Source organism: Caballeronia pedi (assembly GCF_001544915.2).
Lineage (GTDB): Bacteria > Pseudomonadota > Gammaproteobacteria > Burkholderiales > Burkholderiaceae > Caballeronia > Caballeronia pedi.
In genome coordinates, this window is the sequence record NZ_FCOE02000057.1 from 1 (window position 1) to 18,524 (window position 18,524).

Annotated in this window: 15 protein-coding genes; 6 read left to right on the plus strand and 9 right to left on the minus strand. The window is 57.8% G+C overall.

What is annotated here, in order from left to right:
• Positions 1-488: 488 nt before the first annotated feature.
• The 5 genes from AWB80_RS43715 to AWB80_RS39190 all read right to left on the minus strand — a co-directional run bounded on the left by AWB80_RS43715 (position 489) and on the right by AWB80_RS39190 (position 4,428).
• Positions 489-722, minus strand: coding sequence for a hypothetical protein (locus AWB80_RS43715; protein WP_143328239.1), 234 nt, complete (start codon positions 720-722; stop codon positions 489-491).
• A gap of 1,113 nt (positions 723-1,835) precedes the next feature.
• On the minus strand, positions 1,836-2,003 hold the full coding sequence (locus AWB80_RS44535; RefSeq protein WP_167390504.1) for a hypothetical protein: 168 nt from the start codon (positions 2,001-2,003) through the stop codon (positions 1,836-1,838).
• 98 nt (positions 2,004-2,101) lie between these two features.
• Positions 2,102-2,320 carry a DUF3175 domain-containing protein gene (locus tag AWB80_RS39175; protein ID WP_244206996.1) on the minus strand — a complete coding sequence of 73 codons (219 nt, stop codon included), beginning with the start codon at positions 2,318-2,320 and terminating at the stop codon, positions 2,102-2,104.
• Positions 2,321-2,406: 86 nt separating this feature from the next.
• Positions 2,407-3,036 (minus strand): UdgX family uracil-DNA binding protein, encoded by a 630-nt coding sequence (locus tag AWB80_RS39180; protein ID WP_061179990.1) that lies wholly within the window; start codon positions 3,034-3,036, stop codon positions 2,407-2,409.
• 744 nt (positions 3,037-3,780) lie between these two features.
• Positions 3,781-4,428: an AbiU2 domain-containing protein gene (locus tag AWB80_RS39190; protein ID WP_061179991.1), complete on the minus strand. Its 648-nt coding sequence runs from the start codon at positions 4,426-4,428 to the stop codon at positions 3,781-3,783.
• 1,067 nt (positions 4,429-5,495) lie between these two features.
• Between AWB80_RS39190 and AWB80_RS39195 the strand changes: the two genes are divergently transcribed.
• The 3 genes from AWB80_RS39195 (at position 5,496) to AWB80_RS39200 (ending at position 8,043) form a co-directional block, all read left to right on the plus strand.
• Positions 5,496-6,203, plus strand: coding sequence for a SprT family zinc-dependent metalloprotease (locus AWB80_RS39195; RefSeq protein WP_143328241.1), 708 nt, complete (start codon positions 5,496-5,498; stop codon positions 6,201-6,203).
• 498 nt (positions 6,204-6,701) lie between these two features.
• Positions 6,702-7,205, plus strand: a complete 504-nt coding sequence (locus AWB80_RS43720) for a hypothetical protein (RefSeq protein WP_143328242.1) — start codon at positions 6,702-6,704, stop codon at positions 7,203-7,205.
• A gap of 259 nt (positions 7,206-7,464) precedes the next feature.
• Positions 7,465-8,043, plus strand: coding sequence for a hypothetical protein (locus AWB80_RS39200; protein WP_143328243.1), 579 nt, complete (start codon positions 7,465-7,467; stop codon positions 8,041-8,043).
• Positions 8,044-9,092: 1,049 nt separating this feature from the next.
• Here AWB80_RS39200 and AWB80_RS44195 read toward each other — a convergent pair.
• Positions 9,093-9,248 carry a hypothetical protein gene (locus AWB80_RS44195; RefSeq protein WP_160147519.1) on the minus strand — a complete coding sequence of 52 codons (156 nt, stop codon included), beginning with the start codon at positions 9,246-9,248 and terminating at the stop codon, positions 9,093-9,095.
• A gap of 337 nt (positions 9,249-9,585) precedes the next feature.
• Between AWB80_RS44195 and AWB80_RS39205 the strand changes: the two genes are divergently transcribed.
• The 3 genes from AWB80_RS39205 to AWB80_RS39220 all read left to right on the plus strand — a co-directional run bounded on the left by AWB80_RS39205 (position 9,586) and on the right by AWB80_RS39220 (position 12,212).
• The gene (locus AWB80_RS39205; protein ID WP_143328244.1) at positions 9,586-10,149 is read left to right on the plus strand and encodes a hypothetical protein; all 564 of its coding nucleotides are present in this window, start codon (positions 9,586-9,588) and stop codon (positions 10,147-10,149) included.
• Positions 10,150-11,451: 1,302 nt separating this feature from the next.
• On the plus strand, positions 11,452-11,922 hold the full coding sequence (locus tag AWB80_RS39215; protein WP_061179996.1) for an antitoxin PaaA2 family protein: 471 nt from the start codon (positions 11,452-11,454) through the stop codon (positions 11,920-11,922).
• A complete protein-coding gene (locus AWB80_RS39220) occupies positions 11,919-12,212 on the plus strand; it encodes a type II toxin-antitoxin system RelE/ParE family toxin (protein WP_061179997.1) in 294 nt (97 codons plus the stop codon). The genes AWB80_RS39215 and AWB80_RS39220 overlap by 4 nt, the downstream gene beginning before the upstream one ends.
• 247 nt (positions 12,213-12,459) lie before the next feature.
• On the opposite strand, the gene AWB80_RS39225 is transcribed toward AWB80_RS39220, so the two are convergent.
• Genes AWB80_RS39225 through AWB80_RS39230 form a run of 3 tightly spaced genes read right to left on the minus strand, consistent with a single transcriptional unit; the run spans position 12,460 to position 18,523 of the window.
• Positions 12,460-15,396 (minus strand): SNF2-related protein, encoded by a 2,937-nt coding sequence (locus AWB80_RS39225; RefSeq protein ID WP_061179998.1) that lies wholly within the window; start codon positions 15,394-15,396, stop codon positions 12,460-12,462.
• Positions 15,393-17,306: a phospholipase D-like domain-containing protein gene (locus AWB80_RS44200; RefSeq protein ID WP_061179999.1), complete on the minus strand. Its 1,914-nt coding sequence runs from the start codon at positions 17,304-17,306 to the stop codon at positions 15,393-15,395. The genes AWB80_RS39225 and AWB80_RS44200 overlap by 4 nt, the downstream gene beginning before the upstream one ends.
• Positions 17,303-18,523, minus strand: coding sequence for a hypothetical protein (locus AWB80_RS39230; RefSeq protein ID WP_061180000.1), 1,221 nt, complete (start codon positions 18,521-18,523; stop codon positions 17,303-17,305). Before AWB80_RS39230 ends, AWB80_RS44200 begins: the two co-directional genes overlap by 4 nt.
• Position 18,524: the final 1 nt, after the last annotated feature.

Consider the following 18,524-nt stretch of genomic DNA (forward strand, 5'->3'; position numbering starts at 1 on the left):
TCCCCGAAAAACGCTCAACTTCGATACGCCAGCTGAGCGATTTAACCAAATCGTTGCATCGACCGGTTGAATCCGCCGCTGCATTTTGGCATCCATGTATGAAACATGTAATGCTCTCCTCGGCAGACTGCGCGTCGCTATTAAGGACATCCAATCAGTGCGTAAACGCGAACCGGGGGTAGACGTTTCAGCCGGAAGCGCCGATACATATGCCTCGCGATATCCACAGCCTTGCGCACAAAATCTGTGGACAACTGCATCGAGCACCGCGAGGCGCTGTAAGCGCCTGGGGCGGCAGCATTTTTCACGGCGCTACGGACCGGCATGCTGACCCATGCAGGATTCTGCCTAGTCGCATCCAGCTTTCTTTGTAGACCAATACGCCTCACGATCATTCGATCATCGAAGCCGATTCGATGATCAACGCCTCGTGCAACGCGAAGCGATCACTATCAACGGAAAGGCTATCGACCTCCATACACCGCAGATTAGTCCGTATCGCCGAAAGTTCGGCCGACGAGCGACTGATGCTCACTCGTCTTGACGATGACGCGACACATCGAGGAAATATCGCCGCTATCTTTGCCATTCGCGATGGCAACCGCTTCGCTCAGTGTCAGGGTGGCGATCAATGCATCCCGATGTTCTCCATCGCTGACTGTAAAGTGAAACTGAATCTCGCAGTCGGGCGAAGACAGTACATCCGTGATCGTAACAGGCACGCCCGCTCCTTTTAACGCCGTTATAAGAATGGACGTTCAGAAAGCCGAAGATGGCTCATCTCTGACGCGCTGCGGCTAATTACATTCCGTCATCGGCATAGTATCGCGCGGCCGCATTGAGCATCCGTCGCCGTTCAGTGTACGAGATCGAAGTGGTCTGCAGCGAGGCGTGACCAAGAATCGCTCGCACCACATCCGTCGGCATGTCTCGTGCGACCGCCCCGCACCAAACGTTACGCCGAAAAGCATGCGCCGACGTATTGGCCAGGTGCATAAGTTCGTCCGTGCTACAGTCGGTCAGCGCAGCGATCTGCCCGCTGAGGCGCTACACGGCCGTTCGAACGAGGCGCCTCAGTGCATCGACGGTATAGGGCGTTTCGTCCGCATCGGGTCATGATGCTCAAGCGCGGAGGGCGTGGCCGGATCCACTGTGGCGCGATCAGCGGCCCCTGCGCTTGCGGCGCATCGAACTCGCGACCTGGATCTCCGCCCTTCGACCAGGTGATACAACGTGCCCGCGCGACCGCGCCGCGTGCTGCTGCGGTCGCGCTCGAGCAAGAGGCGCGCAACCACCGGGTCGGGCATCGACTCGAAGGCGTCGTCATCGTCGTCAAGGTCCTCGTCGTCCTGTGGCACCGGCCCTGTCCTCTTTGGCAAATCGGAAAGTGCCCATTTTTCCCCTGAAACGTTATTCAGATACCATGGGGGGTGATTGGATTTGCATTTCCAATAGTTACCATCTATTTGCTACGAAAGAGAAGATTCGTGGGTCCGATCAAACGTCCGGAGCGCCGAGCGTGCGGATGCCGGAGTCCCCAAGTGCGCAGCTCCGGTAATCAGCGGGAACGCATGCAAACGGCGAAAACGCAAGAACCACGCGTCGATTAACCAAGCGTTCGGTTTGAAACGACGACTGCGCGTGAAGCCGCATCCCGCGCCTTCACGCTATCGCTCCTTATTTCGAGCGGCTTGTCGGCGGCCTTGGCAAGGCGGTTCGGAGCCGTCCGCATAGCCGTAGGGGCAGCACTGCTCGCGAGAAGCAGCGCGAGCGCATCCGATCGCACAACGGTTAGAGCGCATTCTCAATGCTTCATTCTTTGACGAGAGGACGTCTCAGCCGCCACCGATGCCCTGAATCACTTTGCCGGTACCGCCGCAGGTCTTGCAGTCGGCGCCCTCGAGCTTGCCCGAGCCATTGCAGTCGGGACAGATATCTTCGCCCGAACCGGGGAGGCCAGGTTCGGCCTCATCGCCGGGACTGAGAGGAGGTTCTTGCGCCATTGCTGTCTCCAGGATTTGTGCGGGGGCTGCATCCCCTTCACCCTAAGCAAGCTACATTCCTCGCGATGTTGCATCGTCGGGCAGATTTCTCACGCGTTTCACGGCTCGCGTCCGAACGCTTCGCACAAGCGTTTCTTCGCGCGCTCCAGAGCGCTCTTGCCCGATGTCGCCAGATTACCTCTCACGCGATCGATAAGGAACTTGGCCATCGATCTCGCCGATAGAGATGGCGGGCTCGTGCGGCGTATGTTGCGCGTCGATGCGCGCTTGAGCGAATCCGCGATTTCCTGTGCGTTACTTCTTGCGAGCGCTCGCAAGCGAATGCAGTTGGCGCGTGCTGGGCCGCTTGCCGCTGCTCAACTTTTCTGCCACTGTCTTTGCCCCCGTTGTCACAGCCTTTTCCTCAACGCTCTTTCCGATGCCGCGCGACAATCCGATGAGCGTCTCGTAACGCTTCGACGATTGCCTGATAGGCGCGCTCGCGCGTTTCCTTTTCCGTCGCGCGCAACGCAAACGACGGATGATAGGTCGCGACAACGACATGGCCCTCGTGCTCGATCGCGTGTCCCATCGACGCCTGCAACGTGGCTTTCGCGTCGCGCAGCACCGATTTGAGCGCGGTCGAGCCGAGCACGACTATCACCTTCGGCACGACATCGCTCGTTTCGCGATCGAGCCAGTAATGACAGGCATCGATCTCGCGCTGCGCGGGTGTCTTGTGCAGACGCCGCTTGCCGCGCGGCTCCCACTTGAAATGCTTCACCGCATTCGTCACGTACACGTCCTCACGCGCGACGCCTGTCTCTTCGAGTGCGCGATCGAGCATCGCGCCCGCAGGTCCGACGAAGGGCTTGCCTTGAAGGTCTTCGTGATCGCCTGGCTGCTCGCCAACGATCATGACGAGCGCATGCCGCGGACCGTTGCCCGGCACCGGCTGCGTTGCGTGTTCCCAGAGCGCGCAACGCCGGCATTCGTCGAGCAATGCGGGCGCCTGCTCTGGTTCGACGCCGGGTTTAGGCTTTCTCGTGGTCATGTCCGTTCGTTTAGGCTTTCGTGATGCGGCGCGCGTCGAGAGTCGATGAATGACGCATCGCCTCGGCAAGACGGCACACAGCGGCGGCGTGCTCGCACGTGGCGACCGCGCACGCGCGTTCATCCTTCAGCAGATACGCGATGAAATGCTGTGCATCGAGATCACCCGCTACTTCGACGCCGTCCGGCTTCCTTCACATACTCAAGATAGACAAAGGTCTTCTCGTAGCGGTAAGTTCAGAAGTAGGACTCGTTGCCGCCAATGATGTCCAATTGGCCGCGCAATCGTCATCGATTCGAGACGAATGCTTCACGTTGGCCTCCCGACGCGAGCAGCTGTTCACGAGACTATGGCACGGTCGCTACCCTTGCCCACTCCGCATCGCTAACAGGTCTATTCTGATAATCGATCTTATTGAAATACCCACTCGCCATGCGAAACCCACTGCGCTGCGAGCCGTGCCTGAGGCACAGATCGTCATGTAACAGCTTCAAAGGTTACGGTTGACCTGCATCAGGCCAATATCGAAATGGGACGGGCCATTGCGCACCGCGCAACAGGTTGTTTGGAAGGCTGATATGCACGTCATGGCGGAAACCACTTCAGGACCCTGAGAAGTCGGTTGGAACCGCAAGAAGCGGATCATCGTTTAGCGTGAAGGTAATCGGCGGACGGACGAAAGAGCCCAACGCGGAGCACTCCTTCTTCTCAAGCGCCCAATCAACCGGACTATTCTTTGCGGCCCTATTTCTTTTGTTTGTGCAAGCGATCAAGGAGGTAGTCGACATCGTTGACGTTCAACGGTTGCAGTTCGAAAAGCTGGCCATCATAAGCGGCCGAGTAGTGATTGATAGTGTTCTTTAAGAGTTCGGTTACAGAGTCAAGATCATCCCAATTGAGAGGAGCTTCATTCGATAGGCGTTTGCGGTCAAAAAAGTGAACCTTATCGAAATGCGCGTGAAACTTATCACGTCGAATCTTGAAGCTCTTCAGGCAAGAAAGATTTCTTATCTTTTTACGATGTTCGTTGATTGCCTCTAGAGTGATTGGTTCACGGTTAAGCATCCAATGGCCATCCGGATAATTGTTGCGGCGCTTGAGCTGATCGATCGCGAATAGTTTTCTGTTGTGTTCGACGAACATAAGAAAATTGAAGATCCCGCGCTCCGCCTGTTCGTCAAATAGCTTGTCGATCCAAAGCACGACCGCCGAAAACAATGCATCGGCAGTCACGGAGAAGAAGGCTGGCGCAATATTCATCTCTTCGAGTCGGTCAGCCCGCCGTTCATACAGTTTTCGATATAACGTAGCGTAACTGATCACTCGCGTTGCTTCGTATTCCAAGTACTGCCGATAGTCTATAAATCTTTGCTCTAGTTCAGAAGTACACATTGGTTAGCTCGCACATAGCTGACTTTAATATGGGAAGTCATCCCCGCTATACGGCTAAGTATGCTATTAACGCAACCAATCCACTAGTAGTCGTTGACGCAGATGTGCGATGATCGCGAGGAGCGTCCGAAATCCATTGGGCGTGTCGCCATGCTCAACCATCCGCCCGCCCCCGATCGATGTCTCTGATGCGTCTATTGTACAAAGCCACGTGGACGCCCACACCGGCGGGCCGGAACCTCTCGGGTTCGACTACCTAAAAGCAATCACGGCGGGAGCATTTGGCGCTCTCAGGCGAATGTAACGGAAGCACCTTCAGCACAGAAGTGTCGCTTCAAACGGCCCAGGCGCCTTGCGCGCGTGTTCACGAAAGCATGCAAAAGGCCGAGGTAATGTCCCAAGGTCCCAGTTACCCGCATCGATCACGTCTATTCGAAATGACCGTTCTTTGGCCGCGTCCGGGCACTCATTGTTCGAACGTTCGAACCTATTCTCGCCCGACCTCATCGGCCGTACTCGACCCCTTACGGTCGCTCAAGGTACCGCAAAGTGAATGGCCGTTCCGCTAGCTAATGGTCTTTCGCCAGCCGAACCGAACCGACTGACCGGTAGCAGCCGTTTGCATCAGAGTCCCAGGGGCCAGTTATACCTTGGAGCGATCTAAGGACGTTTTCAAAAAAGTGCGTGAGCCGCTGGCGGCTACAGACGCGCTAACTTTGGAACCGACGGCCGAGCCGTGGCGCCCGATGCCAGAGATGAAATTTTACGATGCGGTTATCGTTGACGATGCGAAAGCTGAGGGAGGCGATCGCTTCGCCAGTCGATTCATCTTTCCAGCCGTGTTTCAATGAGTCGGTCTCAGAATGGTCCTTCGAGTAGCAATGGTGCTCACATTGCCTTAGCGCAAACTAAGGGCACGCTTAATATTGAAAATTCTGTGGCATGTCCTAGAACTAAAAAGAAGATCACTTGCCCATTCTGGCTCGGATGATATGCGAGTCTCACCAAACATTAGACCTAATTGGCATCGCCGTCGACTGTGTTCGAGTTGCTGCTGTGGCTTAACGTTGCTTGGGCTGACGGATTCGCTCGCATTCGCTTTTCCGGTTTCTGAGCCGTCGCCGCAAATTCCAGGGGAAAGGGTCAAGGGCTGCGGTTTTTCCGAAAGCGACCACGCAATCGATTCGCGAGACTATGTTTTGTCGTGCGGCGTGCCGGTCTTCGATGAAGGAGTTCAAATCGAGCAAACTCTTCTGAACAGGGTGTTCCGTGTTTCTCCTGAATTTCGCTTCTTCAATGATATTTTCGCACCAACGGCAAAGACGGAGCGACTTCAAAAGAGAGCATCACGAATTCTTTTCGGAGTGCATCTAGTGCGCCATGAGATCACGCTCAACCCTAAATTCTGGGAGTCCAGCCTTATTGGCATCCTGGCTCACGAATGGGCGCATGCCTACCAGTTCCGGAGTGGACTGCAAGAACTAAAGTTCATACAAGAACTTCATGCAGACTTCTTATCCGGCTGGTATCTCGGGTTGAAAGGTCAAGTGATAAATTCTGAAGCGTTTTCTGAGACACTTTTTGAAAAGGGACAGAAAAATACAGGGTTCTTCGATCCAGATGCCTATGGCTCCCCGGAACAAAGGGTCAATGCGATGTTGAACGGATTAGAAAACGGAGAGCGTACGGCCAGATCACGCGATTTTATCGACGTCGATACGGCTGCGAATAAGGGCTATCATTTTGTGGCTGAGATAGCTAGGGGCGCAAGATGAGCCGACCGAAATTAATAATCTTCGTGTACGCTGCGATATGCCTTACTTCATCGCTATCTAACAGAGCAAGTGCAAATTGTGCACCGTTTGAACGCATTCAGTTGGAATCACTGAATTTCTTTCGCGGCATTCATGGAGAAAAGGACGAAGACCTAGAGGACGTTTGGACTAGTAAATTTCGATTACCCGGATCCCGAGACTGTCAGATAGAGGAGACTCACTCTAGCGACCTGTTCTCAGGATCGTATCAATGTACCTGGTATTTAACCAAGGACATCAACGCAGAACTGCAGGCCCGAAACGCCTACGAGGAACTAATAGCCGACATCCTTCCGTGTGTCTCCAAGCCTGAGTCGATCTCACGGCGAAAAACAACAGGCCGACCGGGGGAACGGGCATCAATAGACGACCCATATCCGAATATGCCAAAGGCGCACCTGCGAAGCGTAACTGTCGGTTATAAATACTTTAGCAACCGGTGGATGATTCAACTGGACTATGACATATTTGAAAATAAGTAGTATATTTTCAAAAATCACCCTTTTCTCGGTGCTGGGTGCTTCGCCAACTGCTTGCCTTGCAGAACCATTCTGCGACGGCTTAAAGCGCGTGCTCGGTGAAACATCTACGCTGTTCAAGGGACTTCGTGGCGATTTTGATTTTGAGGTGGATAAGTATCGCGCCACGGTGCAATTGGGGCAACTGAGGACATGCTTTACGGAGGGGAATTCCCATGTCATGCATTATCGATGTAGCACATCGATTGGCAGTGACAACGACGCAGAAGCAGACTCTACACTGCGCACGCTAACTTCCGCCACGTTGGAGTGCCTCGGGTCTAATCGCGTGAAAATCAGTCGAAGGACAGAACGGAACGTCAATCTCAAATTATCGCCGGACGGTAATGATATATCTATCCGCAAGCACCTCGCCCGTCCGGAAAGCGCTCAACCCTATTACAGAATAATATTCGAAATCACCGTGGTGGATCTAAACAAGTAAGGGGAAGGTATGTGCAGAATCGAAGTGCTTGTGCTTGCTTCTGGGTTACTGTTTCCCATGACTGCTGGGTCTGCCGGTTTCCCTCAATCAGCTTCGGCGAGCGACTGGCCGCCGAATCCGTCCGACGCAGGAATAGTAATTGATCCTGTGCAGACCTCGAAACCATTACCGCCGCCGGGATCCACTGAACCCGACACGGCTGTTATGGACAACGAGCAGAAGAAGACGAAGTGCGCCGAGTACCGAGCGAAGACCGGACATGACCTCAGTATATGCCGCTAAGGTGGCAAAAATCCTATTCGCTATGCTCTTGATAGGGCGCGCGCTAGTTGCAGGCGCAGCCGCTGGCGATGCGCGCGAAGCAGAAAAGCTTGAGCTTGAAATCTATCGGCTTGAGGTCCCAGCATTGCTCAAAAAAATCCAAGCTTGTGAAAGTGGATCAGTTCGGCTACCAGAGAGCGCTATGTCGACTGCCACAGCCGCTTATAGCCGCTATCTGTCAACGTACTACGAACAAGAGGCGCGGATGCGCGTGACGCGTGCGGACATCTTTGCCTGGCAGATTTTCGCCGCAAACTGCGTCCTCGCTTTGGTGGCCGTCGTGTCCATCGCCGGCGTCTCATTTGCGGGTCTTCAGCTTTGGGCCGCATACCGGATCGCTCGAACTGAAGCGACCACCATCGAACTTGAAGTGTCAAAGGAGAAAATTCGCCTTCAAACCAGCGTGATCGGAATCGTGGTGCTGGTTATCTCTGGATTTTTCCTGATTATTTTTCTGCACGACGTATACAAGATCGATTCGCCCGACGCAAACGCTCGGCAGACCTTGCACAAGTAGGAAACCTTGGCCGCAGTTTTGCTGTGGTCGGGACAGCCGCTAAGGTTCGCGCGGTTTGCGAAGCGTTCGTTCTGCAAAAGATTCCTGACGTCTCCCGAAATTCATGGGAGACATGTACTTGCCGCAAAGCATGTCGCCCGTTTCGTGGCGAGACTTCTTTTTTGTTGCTGATGACGTTGGCGGAGATAATGGTGGAGAACTGGGTCTCAACTCCACATTCATACCCATGATCGAAGGGTTCACCACAGTTTGAGTCTTCTTAACTGTGTAGAGCTCGCTCTCACAAGATTGCTAGTTAAAGCGCAAAATTAAAAAGAAAAACGTGCTCCCGCGTATTTCCAGTGGCGCGCGGCTTTACTGCGTAGAACAACTGTCCATGTGAGTTTGACTTTTTTAGCGCGTTATGTCTGGCGATCGTTCCCGTTCTTTTGCGATCTCCGAGACAGGCATGCCGGTGTCTTTCGCCAAAGCGGTGGCCGTCCGCCAGTAAATTCTGACGCTCGAAACCCTTCCAGGATCGTCTGTCGTCAATCTTTTTGTTTAAAAGATTCTTCCAATCCTCGTGGACCGGCATAGGCGACGGGGCCATAAGCGGCCTGGTAAAAGTGTCGGAAGAGCAGGACGGCTCCGGCGCCTCCCCAGTCCGGCTGCATCGTCAGTAAGAATCGGGAGCGGCCGTTCCGCGGCTTCATGCCATCGAGGGAGATCCGCAGGGGCGCGGTCGGGTTTCATACGGAACCGGCCCCTCGAGTGGCCGAACTATGAAACAGGCGCGCGGCACTAACTGGCCGGGAAGCGACCGGCCAATACCTTCAGACTTCGGTCCGTTCGGCCAACACGAGAGCGTTGCCTACCTCGATACCAAGGTATCGAATTGTGCTCTCAAGCCTATTGACTGTAGTCAATAGGCTTGACTATCTCCCGCGCGGAACTATGTCCCGTAGCGAACGAGACTGACGGGACGACGTCAGCCGGCCGTGCGTAGCGGGACATAGGCATGGTCTACAGGCCCTTCAAGAACGCCAGCAATCGGTCATCGGTAGACGGCGTCAAGCAAACGCAAGCGCGTGTTGTGCCAACTGGCATACATAACTGACCGAGTATTGCTGCCCGATCAGCCAACCGACGAGCGCATTAAGGTGCTCCCCAGTTGCGCCTCTGATGGTGCAGACCAGCGCGGCAGCGCTCTCATAAGAATCACCCATGGTCTTCTCCTATCAGGCGAAAGTGCCTGCAAAGGGAGAATGCCAATGTCTAGCGTCGATGCGGGAAAGCCACACCGGACGGGGTTCTCAGTGAGTGCGGGACATAGTTCCGCGCGGGAGATAGTCGAGATTCGTATGGCCCAAGAGTAATTGAACCGCGCCGGACCGCCAGATGGTAAGGTCAACTCCGATCAACATTTCATGCAGCACGAAGTCCCGGGGCAACGGTGCATTCGATTCGCGCTAAAACTCAAGATTTCCGCCAGCAGGTCAGTAAGCGATCTGCTATCTTTCAAAACAGTCAACATTGCTACCATTGTAAGCAAGGGAAATGACCATGGTCACGCCCGATCTCCTCTTGAAAGCGGCGGAGAAAGCTATTGACGTACTGAGGTTCAGAAGCAGTCAGCGTGTTCAATTTGTTCAGCAGGTACTTCAACCTGCTTTTCGTGACTTAGAGACGGCGATCGCGGACTACGATCAGCTTTGGACCCACCTCAGAATCCGCATTGAAGACCTGTCACAGAGCGAGGTCATTGATGCTGAATTGCTGCGAAAGCTTCGGGCGGATGTGGTCACCATGCGACAAACCAAACTGATCGAGCGACGCAAGGTAGCCGGCCTCGCGAAGCGGCTTAGCGAAAGCCCCGAAGTGGAGATCAGCTCATTTGGTCGCAACATTCTCAACATCTTCGAGTTACTGCCGGGCGCAGAAGGCAGTGACTCGCGTTTCGGTGTAGTGGCCGAGAAGATGAAAACGTGTCACGGCGGAAACTGCCAAACTTTCCTTGCAGGCGTTGCTTGCGACGCCGAAAGAGATCAAGTTGATCTCCGCAAGCATTGGGCGGAGTTGTCGGACGAGTATCACCGTCTTCTCGTTAATGCGCTTCATCGTCAGTAGAGAGTTCTATACGAAGCTGGCGCGCTGAAGGAGGGCGGCATCGAAGACGACGGCATGCTGCCGCTCAACTTCGGGCGGCAACATGATTCGACTGTCGCGCCATCCTGGGATGGCATCTAACTCGTCGACGAACTTTCCGAGCGCATTCAAGATGCGCACACTCGCTGGCTTTCCGTCGTTGCCCAATGGTTCCCCCGAAGAACTCATGGCAAGCGGCGTCAGAAATGCACTCCTAGGCTCACGCGTCGGCACGCAACGCAAACCGCGTGGTTACACGCGACAAGGGGCTAAGGCTAACGTGAGAACCGACGCCGCGGAAATCTACCCAGTGCAGTCGGCTCTAGCCGACCCCAAGGCGAGGGTCGACGCTCAAGTACCTAGATGGCGCGTCTCAGGCGCAACAGCCAAATAGCCGACATTCGCTGTCTGTCGAACAGTCCGACGCGAGTCGATGGAGCCCGGGCCTGCTGAGCGACGCCCTACCGTTTGGTGCGTTACCCCACATATGAGCAATCCGCACATCACAGAACCTACTGATCTTACCTACGCTTCTCTTAGTTTTCGGCGCGCAAGAAAGCAATATGAAACCGAAGCCGATCAAACGTTTCTGGGAGTATCAGCTACGTTATGACAGTTGGGGCTCAGCTTCCCAGTCGCCACTGGCTCTGCTTGGGACTGTTCCGAACTCAGGTATCTTCGTCGAAGATGCACGAGGCGAGGCAAGCCTAAAGTTCGATCCTGCCATTCCGAATCCGTAGCTCGATTGTGAGGCCTAAGGTAAGCGCTGATATGAACGCGTGCCAACCGCGACCGGAGCAATAGAGGAAAGTGGATCCTCGCGGGCCGACGGCATCGGCTCATCTTCCAAACCAAGACTGCGGTGAAGCATTGCCGATCTGGTCGCACACGCAGGTGGCCCGAAGGCCTGCGAGCGGAGGGCGCATGTGGGGAATGTCCGTGGCTAGTTGCGCCGCGGTCGCCCGAATGTCCGATTGCCCGCACCGGCGATAGACACCTCATGGCCGACTCCGGAGATTCCACGAGGTCGCTATCACAGCGATCCGGCGCCGCTTCCGCTTTGCACGGGGGCCGCAGGGCGCTTACATAACTTATCCACAGCGTACGCGGATAACTGTGTAGATAACGCCACGACGCAGCCGCTAAGTTCTTGACGGGAACCGTCAAAGCGCATAGTGATGCGACCTGCGCCACGGGCTCTTATGACAAAATAAGGCCACCGACGACAGTCGCGCGCGCCACGTGTTACTATCAATCGTGGAAAGCTCATTAAATGAGTGCGCGATGAAAACTCTCGACGTGTCGCAGGCTACCGCCGCCGCCCAAGCCGGTGGCGTACTGAACGCCATCCTGCGGGCCGACGGCGGCCAGTTCTTTATCGAGTTGGAGACACGGACGGCCGGCACCGCCGTGCTGGTCACCTCCAACAACCGCCGGCCGCGCGCTTTCCGCAACCCGATCAAGGCACTCGAAGTGATCCGCGCGCTCGGCTTGCAGAATGGGCGATTTTCGCTCGAAGCATGGCGACCCGATGAAGCCCAGGCCGATCGGCAGAGCCGACCGGATCGCGCGGAGGCGATGAAGCAGACGCACTCGAATGCGGCCGCCTACGAAAAGTGGTTCCGTGAACAGGTCGAGGAATCGTTGAACGATCCGCGGCCCAACGTGCCGCATGCACGGGTGCAAAGGGAGATGGCCGACAAGAAAGCCGCGTTGCGCAAGCGGCTCGCGGGCGGCGACGAGGCTGAATCTTGATCGTCGAGTGGCGAGCAAAAGCGCGCGAGGACCGTAATAACATCTTCGACTACATCGCTGAGGACAACCCCAGGGCCGCGCTCGAACTGGACGACGAGATCGAGCAGAAGACGGACGCCCTGCCCGAGCATCCCGAGCTTTACCGCATCGGCCGCCGTCGCGGCACGCGCGAAATGGTGTTGGCGGCCAATTACGTCCTGGTGTACCGGATCTTGAAGCGAACCGGCATCATCGAAGTCGTGCGCATCGTCGGCGCGCGACAGAACTATGGAAGGCGAGCGCGGCGATGACGAACGGAAGCACGACCACGCGGTGGCACGAGCAAACCATATCGACGTGGGTAGCCTTCGATTGGCGAGACACTCGATCTATTAGCATTCCTTATAATAAATCGTTGAATTCCTTTATGTGAAGTTTTGGCTTATGCCACTTATGTCAGGTTCTATCCGCAGGCCGTCGCTCTCGCGCCTTCGGTGTTATACAGATCCTGTTCCTCTTAGATTCGGACCGACATGGCGAAAGCGTCCGCCGCGCGCGCTACAGCCGGAGATGCCGTTCGACGCCGAAGAAGCGTTCCGGCTTCGACTGCGCCCGGTGGTCAACGGGAAGCGGCGCGGACAGCGAAATCGTGTTGTCACCGCGTCCATCGACGTTTGAAAAGCCGTCGTCGGTGACCGCGTCGCTGAGCTTTTTCTTCTGCATCACAATATCGATCTGACGCCGCTCGACAGTATCGACCAGATGCGGATACAGCATGTCGAGCGTGGGCATCAATGCCTCCGCCGTCTTCAGCCGCCGTTCGATGAGACTGAAGTAGCGGTCCACGCGGCCCACGCGCTGTTCGAGGTCGCCCGGCGTCCATGCCAGCCCGTAATGCATGACCCGATCGCAGAACAGGTGCAGGTTCACTCCCTCGCGGATGGCGTCGGTGCCGACCATCACCCAGGGCATGCCGGGCGTGTTGAACTGCTGGATGGCGCGCTTCTGGCCGCCGCTACCGCCTACCACGCCCACCACCGGATCAAGCACGTTGAGGAAGTCGAAGTCGGTCTGTCCTGCGCGTGCGTCCAGCGTTTCGCCTTGCGCCTCGCCGATCGCCGACGAGAAGATCAGCACGTATTGCTGCGCCCACTGCTGCCACACGCCGCGCAGGCGCACCGCATCGATATCCTCGCTGCCAAGCCAGCGCACGAAATTATCGAGCATGTCCTCATCGTCCGTCTGCGCGGCCCGACGGTCGGCGCACAGCAAATCGAGCAACGTATCCGTCAGCCGCATGTACTGCGACAGCACGCGCACGAGCACCTGACGCCAGAGCACGTTTTCCCTGAACGCGCGGCGTTTCGTCACATCGTCCGGCAGTCCGCGTTCGCGTCCCGGCAGCGCCAGCGTTCCGGCCCAGGCGCTGTCTTCGATCCGCGTCCACAGCGAGCGATACAAGAACAGCTTCTTGTCGCGCCGGTCGTCGCGCAGGGTATCGCCGGCCGGCGCGGCGCATCGCACCGATGCGGGATAGACCGCTTCGAGCACAGAGCGCCAGAACGCCGCTTGCGTCTCATCCATGCCGAATACAAGCCGAGCATGACGCGCGAGGCAGTTCCACACGAGATAACGCGTCTGCCGCAAACGGCGCTGCCTGCCGTTGTCCATTGCGAAGGCATACGATTCCATCCATACGTCGTCGGGTACGGCGTCGCATGCGCGCTCGGGCGAGACGCCGCCCTCCGCGCACAACCGAAGGAACCAGTTGTGCTCGAAGACAAGCGCATGGCGATAGCCGTCTTCGAACTGACGGCGGAAACGATACAGCCAGCCGCCGCTGCGCAACGCCATGCGCAGCGGATTGGTCTCATCGCTGTCGTCGCCGGCGTCGGCTTGCGCTTCGTGCACGTCGTTATCGTCGTCGATGGCTTCGTCGGCGCGGAATGCATCGGCCGGACGTCCGCCTTCCGGAAACACGCCCGTCTTCCAGTCGAGCCGGTGCTGCCAATAGCCGCTGCATCGCTTCTCGATCGACTCGAAGTAGCTGCGCATCAAACGCTTCTGCAACGACCTGACGCTGCTGATGCGGCGGCAGAACACGAGTGTCTTCGATCCGCCCGGTTCCTCCGTATCCCGCCTGCCGAGCGCGCGCCGGGCCAGCTCGGCGCCGACGGCATCGAGCTTGGGATGCGGCAGACTGAAACCGAACTTCTCTTCGAAGCCTCGGCTGAGCGTGCTCACATACTGGGCATCGGGTGCGGTCGAGTCGGGTGCGCCGGCGTTCGGATCGGTCAGGAAATCGTCGCGGACGTCTTCTTCATCGCCGCTGTCGGCGTCGCTCTCCCGCGGTTCGCACCCACGATTGTTCCTTGCGGCACGCGCTCCGATCTTGTTCCTCAGCGAGTCCTCGAGGCTCTCGAACGAAGCGAGGTAGCCCGTCTTGAAACGGTTGCCCTGATTGTCGAGGACGTCGACCAGATGCTTCTGCACCAGCGCGATGGATAGGGTATCGAGCGACGACTCGCACTTCGAAGCGAGCGACACTGTGTCGTCGCGCCGGTAGGCGCCTTTGCCGAGCGGCTTGTTGTTCACCACAAACGTTCGGGGACGCCGGATCATGTACCTGGACAGTTCGCGCTTCAGTTCCAGCAAGTCGTGAGCAGACTTCGGCGAGCGCTGCGCGATCAGGGTGCCGCGTGGCGCATCGGCATGCGTATCGCCGGGATAGGTGTTGAAAAGCGTGGCGATATTGGACACGCCCGAATGGGCCGGCGTCGCGCTTACGAACAGCCAGCGCTTCGCCACGCCCTTGAGCAGCGTGCGCAACACGGCGTTGGTCTGATTAGTAGGGTTGCGCAGACACTGCGCCTCGTCGACGACCACCAGGTCGAAGTGGATCTCATTGCGTCTGAACCATGCATTCACGGCTTTTGCGAACGCCAGGTTGTAGACGCGGCTGCGTGTGTCCGGCGAACAGGCGGGCGGCAAGGGCGGGAAATCGTCGATCTCGGGGAGATTGAGCCGATCGAACGAAGCTTGCCAGCCGAGCTTGTCGTCCACATTGAACGGACGCATGAAGCTCGGATGCCGCAGCAGGTGCACGACGCCCTCCTGCCTGACCTCACGCAGCCATTCACCGAGACGTTCATGACGATGCAGCCTGCCGACCACACGTTGCGTGTCGATAAAATCGCCAAAGCGACTGGCGTCTTTCATCCAGCCATCCTGAACGTTTTCACGCGGCGTGATGACGAGGATGCGCGCGTTTGCATCGACATGGCGGCGCCAGCCGATCACTCCGAGCGCCTGCATGGTCTTGCCGAGGCCGACTTCATCGGCGAGAAAGGCGACCGGGTGTTCGTCGAGAATGCGGCACAGCGCGGCCACGCCCTCTTCCTGCAAACTCACCATCGACTCGCTCGCGCCGAAACGTCCGCCGCAGTCGAAGCGAAACAGTCGGCCGATTTCCCTCGTCGTTGCGCGCATCTTCATGTTCCGCTTCTCAGGGTGGGCATAACGTTGGCTGCGCGAATCGATTTCTTTAACTGGCTCAGATACCACGACAGAACATCGACTGCCGAACTCGAAGAGCCACGGCGCTTCAGGTCTTCGGCGATCTCGCTCATCACCTGTCCGCGCAATGCCGCGATATTGCCGGCAAGCCTCTTGCGCGCCGGCGCGGCTTCCCGCAACCTCGGCTCTTCGCTCAGCAGCGCCTCGCATTCCATGCAGACGATCAGTTGCGCCGCGGGGGCCTTGCTGCTCTCGCAGATGGAATCGACCAGCGCGACGACACTGTCGCTGCGGCTCACGAGCAGTTCGAGGCGGCGTTTGGGCGCGCCGTCTTCCTCCGCCAGCTTGCGCCGCATGCCCTTTAGCGCCTGGAAAAAGGTGAAGAGATCGAATGCTTGCGCGCGCTTGGCCGTCTCGATGGAAAGAATTTCGCCATGATCGAACGCGTCGGCGGACGCATCGCCATCGTCGGCCGGCAGCGGCTCGGTGGTGGCACCATTGCACCACGACTCGATGATCGATTCCGACGTCAACGGCTTTCCATACCTGGCAGTCGAGTCCGCCAGATTCAGCTCGGCGACGATGCCGACGCCCGCCTGTTCGCCGCATTGCATGCGAAAGGCGCGAGACGCGAGCTTGCCCGCCATGTCGCCGGTTCGCTGACCGTTGCTGAGCCACACTTCAGGCAAGGCCTCGATCGACAGCAATACCTTCGCGTCCGCTTCCAGGTTGCCTTCTAGCTTCCAGGAGAACTTCTCGCTTTTCCAGTCATAGGAGACGTGCACGTAAAAAGGCAAGGGCGCCGGTTCTTCATCCTGGCTCATCTCGGGCAAGTCGCCAACGTTCTGCGCCCGCGTCCCCGGCCATTTGATTGACGTGACGTCGAACAACATTGACTCGACGTTGCCGAGCGCTGCGCCGCCGTCCTTGTTCCAGAACAGGCCGCGTTCGGTGAAGTTGCATGATCCGATGCCCGTCACCGGCCCCGCGACCGTCTCGATCTCGTATAGCTTCACATGATGGAAGCGCCCGCCATCCTCCTTCCAGGTTCTGACCTGCGGCGCGCAATCCGCCGCCGCGAGCGTCTGCGTGACGTCGCGGCCGAGAAGCACGTCCTTGAACGACGGCGGACATCGCGCCGTGATCAGTTCGACGGGCACGCCGTGAAGCGCGGCCGCCGTGCGGGACACACCGCCCCAATACGGCGACGCCGCACGCACGCCAGAAATCGCCCGGTACTGGCCCTCGACGAACGCCCACATCGATTGATGCAGCGGCGAGAAGTAGAGCCGGACGCCGCGCTTTTCTTCGTAACCGATGCCATCCGGATCCGTCTGCGCTCGCCGCAGCGGAAGTTCACCGAGCAGGGCTTGTGCGTGCGCCAGTGCGTCGTCGTCGCCGACTGCGGCGATGCGTCCTTTCAGCCATTCGAGGAAACGGCCGACCGCCTTGGCCGCGTGTTCCGAGCGCGCATGCACCCAGGTATCCGCGAAACCTTCACAGGATTCGCCCCACGCTTTCAGACTCAGATTCGCAGACATCACGGCGACGTACATCCACAGCACGCCGTCTTTTCTGCCTATCAGAATGATGTTCTTCGGATGAAAGAAGTTGTGCTCGATGAAAACCGAATGCACGGCGTATCGATACGCCTTGCGGCTTGGCCGCTGCTTCGAAGGATCGCAAAACACGGCGACGCGGGTCTTGGGCAGTTCGCGATGAACGGTCTGTTCCCGCGATGCGCGCGACGCATCCGCATCCGCCTGAAACAACGCGGGCAGCACGTTTTGATTGAAGAAATCGGCGTTGAAGTTGAAGCTCGTGAACAAGGCGACATCGAGTGAATCGAATGCCGATGCAACTTCGCGCAGGCGTTCGCGGATCTTCATGCTCTTATGGTCCTTTCGCTTGCGACCTTGCGCGTAAGACTTTCGAATGCGTAGAGATAGTAGCTGTTAAGCCAGGCCGTCGCCGGCGACAGGTCACGCTGCGCAGGCCGCGGTCCGACAAGACTGCAATCGAGCTTGCCGGCTTCGTCGAACGCGATCCACGGCGCGTTCGAGCGCGACTTGCTGATCTTTCCGTGATGCTCGATTAGCGAACGGACCAGGCCGCGCTTGCTGTCGAGATCGAGCGCCAGCAGCGCTTGAGCGCGTTCCAGCGCGAGTTCGCGATAGTTTCCCGACGATTCGAAGCGCGTGCGGGCCGTGCGCAATTCCGCGACGTCGATGTCCAGCGTGGCGGCTACGCGGTCGGCGTTGCGCTCGTCGGCACTGCAGATTGCCTGGAAGATCGCATCGAGCGGCGCGATGTATTGCTCGCAGTGGATGACGTTGCGCAGCACGTCGGCGTGCGCGGGCATGGCGTCGATCGCCTCGCTCAGAAATGCGTTGAGGTTGCGTTCCAGCGCGGCGCGCCGGATCAACAGGCCCGCGAGACTCGTGGTGATTGGCGCCTTCGATGGCGTCACGAACGCTTCCCGCAGTTGGCGCCTGAACGGCAGACGCCGCAGGATGTCCGTCAGTTCGCGCGATACCGGATTGCGGATCGGGTCGCTGCGGCGCGCGTCGCCGATTTGCGCCAACAACGCTTCGATGGGCTTGAAGAGCTTCCTGATCACCGGCGTTTCGTCGATGATCTTTCGCCAGAATTGCGCGTCGCAGATACGGTCGTCGGCGTCGATGAGTCCGGCCCGCAGCGCAGGTCCGCGATACAACCCGTAGACCCCGTTGGTCAACTGATTGTCCAGCAGATGCGAACTCTTGCCGAGGCCGAACCACAGTTTCTTGTCGCCTGAACCTAGACGCCTCGAGCCCGGCAAGACCCAGTCGCGGTCTTCGACCCGGCTGGCCCGGGCAAAAGCCTGCTCGATGAGCAAAAAGAACTGTCGGAACGTGAGCCGCGAAACATCCATCGCTTCGGCGATCTGCGGCCACCAAGCATGCGCGATCAGCAGTATGTGAAAACCTTCGGCATGCTGGCTTGCCGCCACGAGGTCCGGCACGATATCGCGCGCCCGGTGCTGCCAAACGGCCTGCGTCCCCAGCGGATCACGGCCGCTCAGGGGCAGAGAAAGCTCACTGTCTTTCTCGGTCAATACAAACACT

Excerpts from the sequence above, each read along its gene's own strand:
- AWB80_RS44535 (WP_167390504.1), bottom strand. The coding sequence starts at position 2,003 with ATGGCGCAAGAACCTCCTCTCAGTCCCGGCGATGAGGCCGAACCTGGC.
- AWB80_RS39180 (WP_061179990.1), bottom strand. The coding sequence starts at position 3,036 with ATGACCACGAGAAAGCCTAAACCCGGCGTCGAACCAGAGCAGGCGCCC.
- AWB80_RS39190 (WP_061179991.1), bottom strand. The coding sequence starts at position 4,428 with ATGTGTACTTCTGAACTAGAGCAAAGATTTATAGACTATCGGCAGTAC.
- AWB80_RS43720 (WP_143328242.1), top strand. The coding sequence starts at position 6,702 with ATGACATATTTGAAAATAAGTAGTATATTTTCAAAAATCACCCTTTTC.
- AWB80_RS39200 (WP_143328243.1), top strand. The coding sequence starts at position 7,465 with ATGACCTCAGTATATGCCGCTAAGGTGGCAAAAATCCTATTCGCTATG.
- AWB80_RS44195 (WP_160147519.1), bottom strand. The coding sequence starts at position 9,248 with ATGGGTGATTCTTATGAGAGCGCTGCCGCGCTGGTCTGCACCATCAGA.
- AWB80_RS39205 (WP_143328244.1), top strand. The coding sequence starts at position 9,586 with ATGGTCACGCCCGATCTCCTCTTGAAAGCGGCGGAGAAAGCTATTGAC.
- AWB80_RS39215 (WP_061179996.1), top strand. The coding sequence starts at position 11,452 with ATGAAAACTCTCGACGTGTCGCAGGCTACCGCCGCCGCCCAAGCCGGT.
- AWB80_RS39225 (WP_061179998.1), bottom strand. The coding sequence starts at position 15,396 with ATGAAGATGCGCGCAACGACGAGGGAAATCGGCCGACTGTTTCGCTTC.
- AWB80_RS44200 (WP_061179999.1), bottom strand. The coding sequence starts at position 17,306 with ATGAAGATCCGCGAACGCCTGCGCGAAGTTGCATCGGCATTCGATTCA.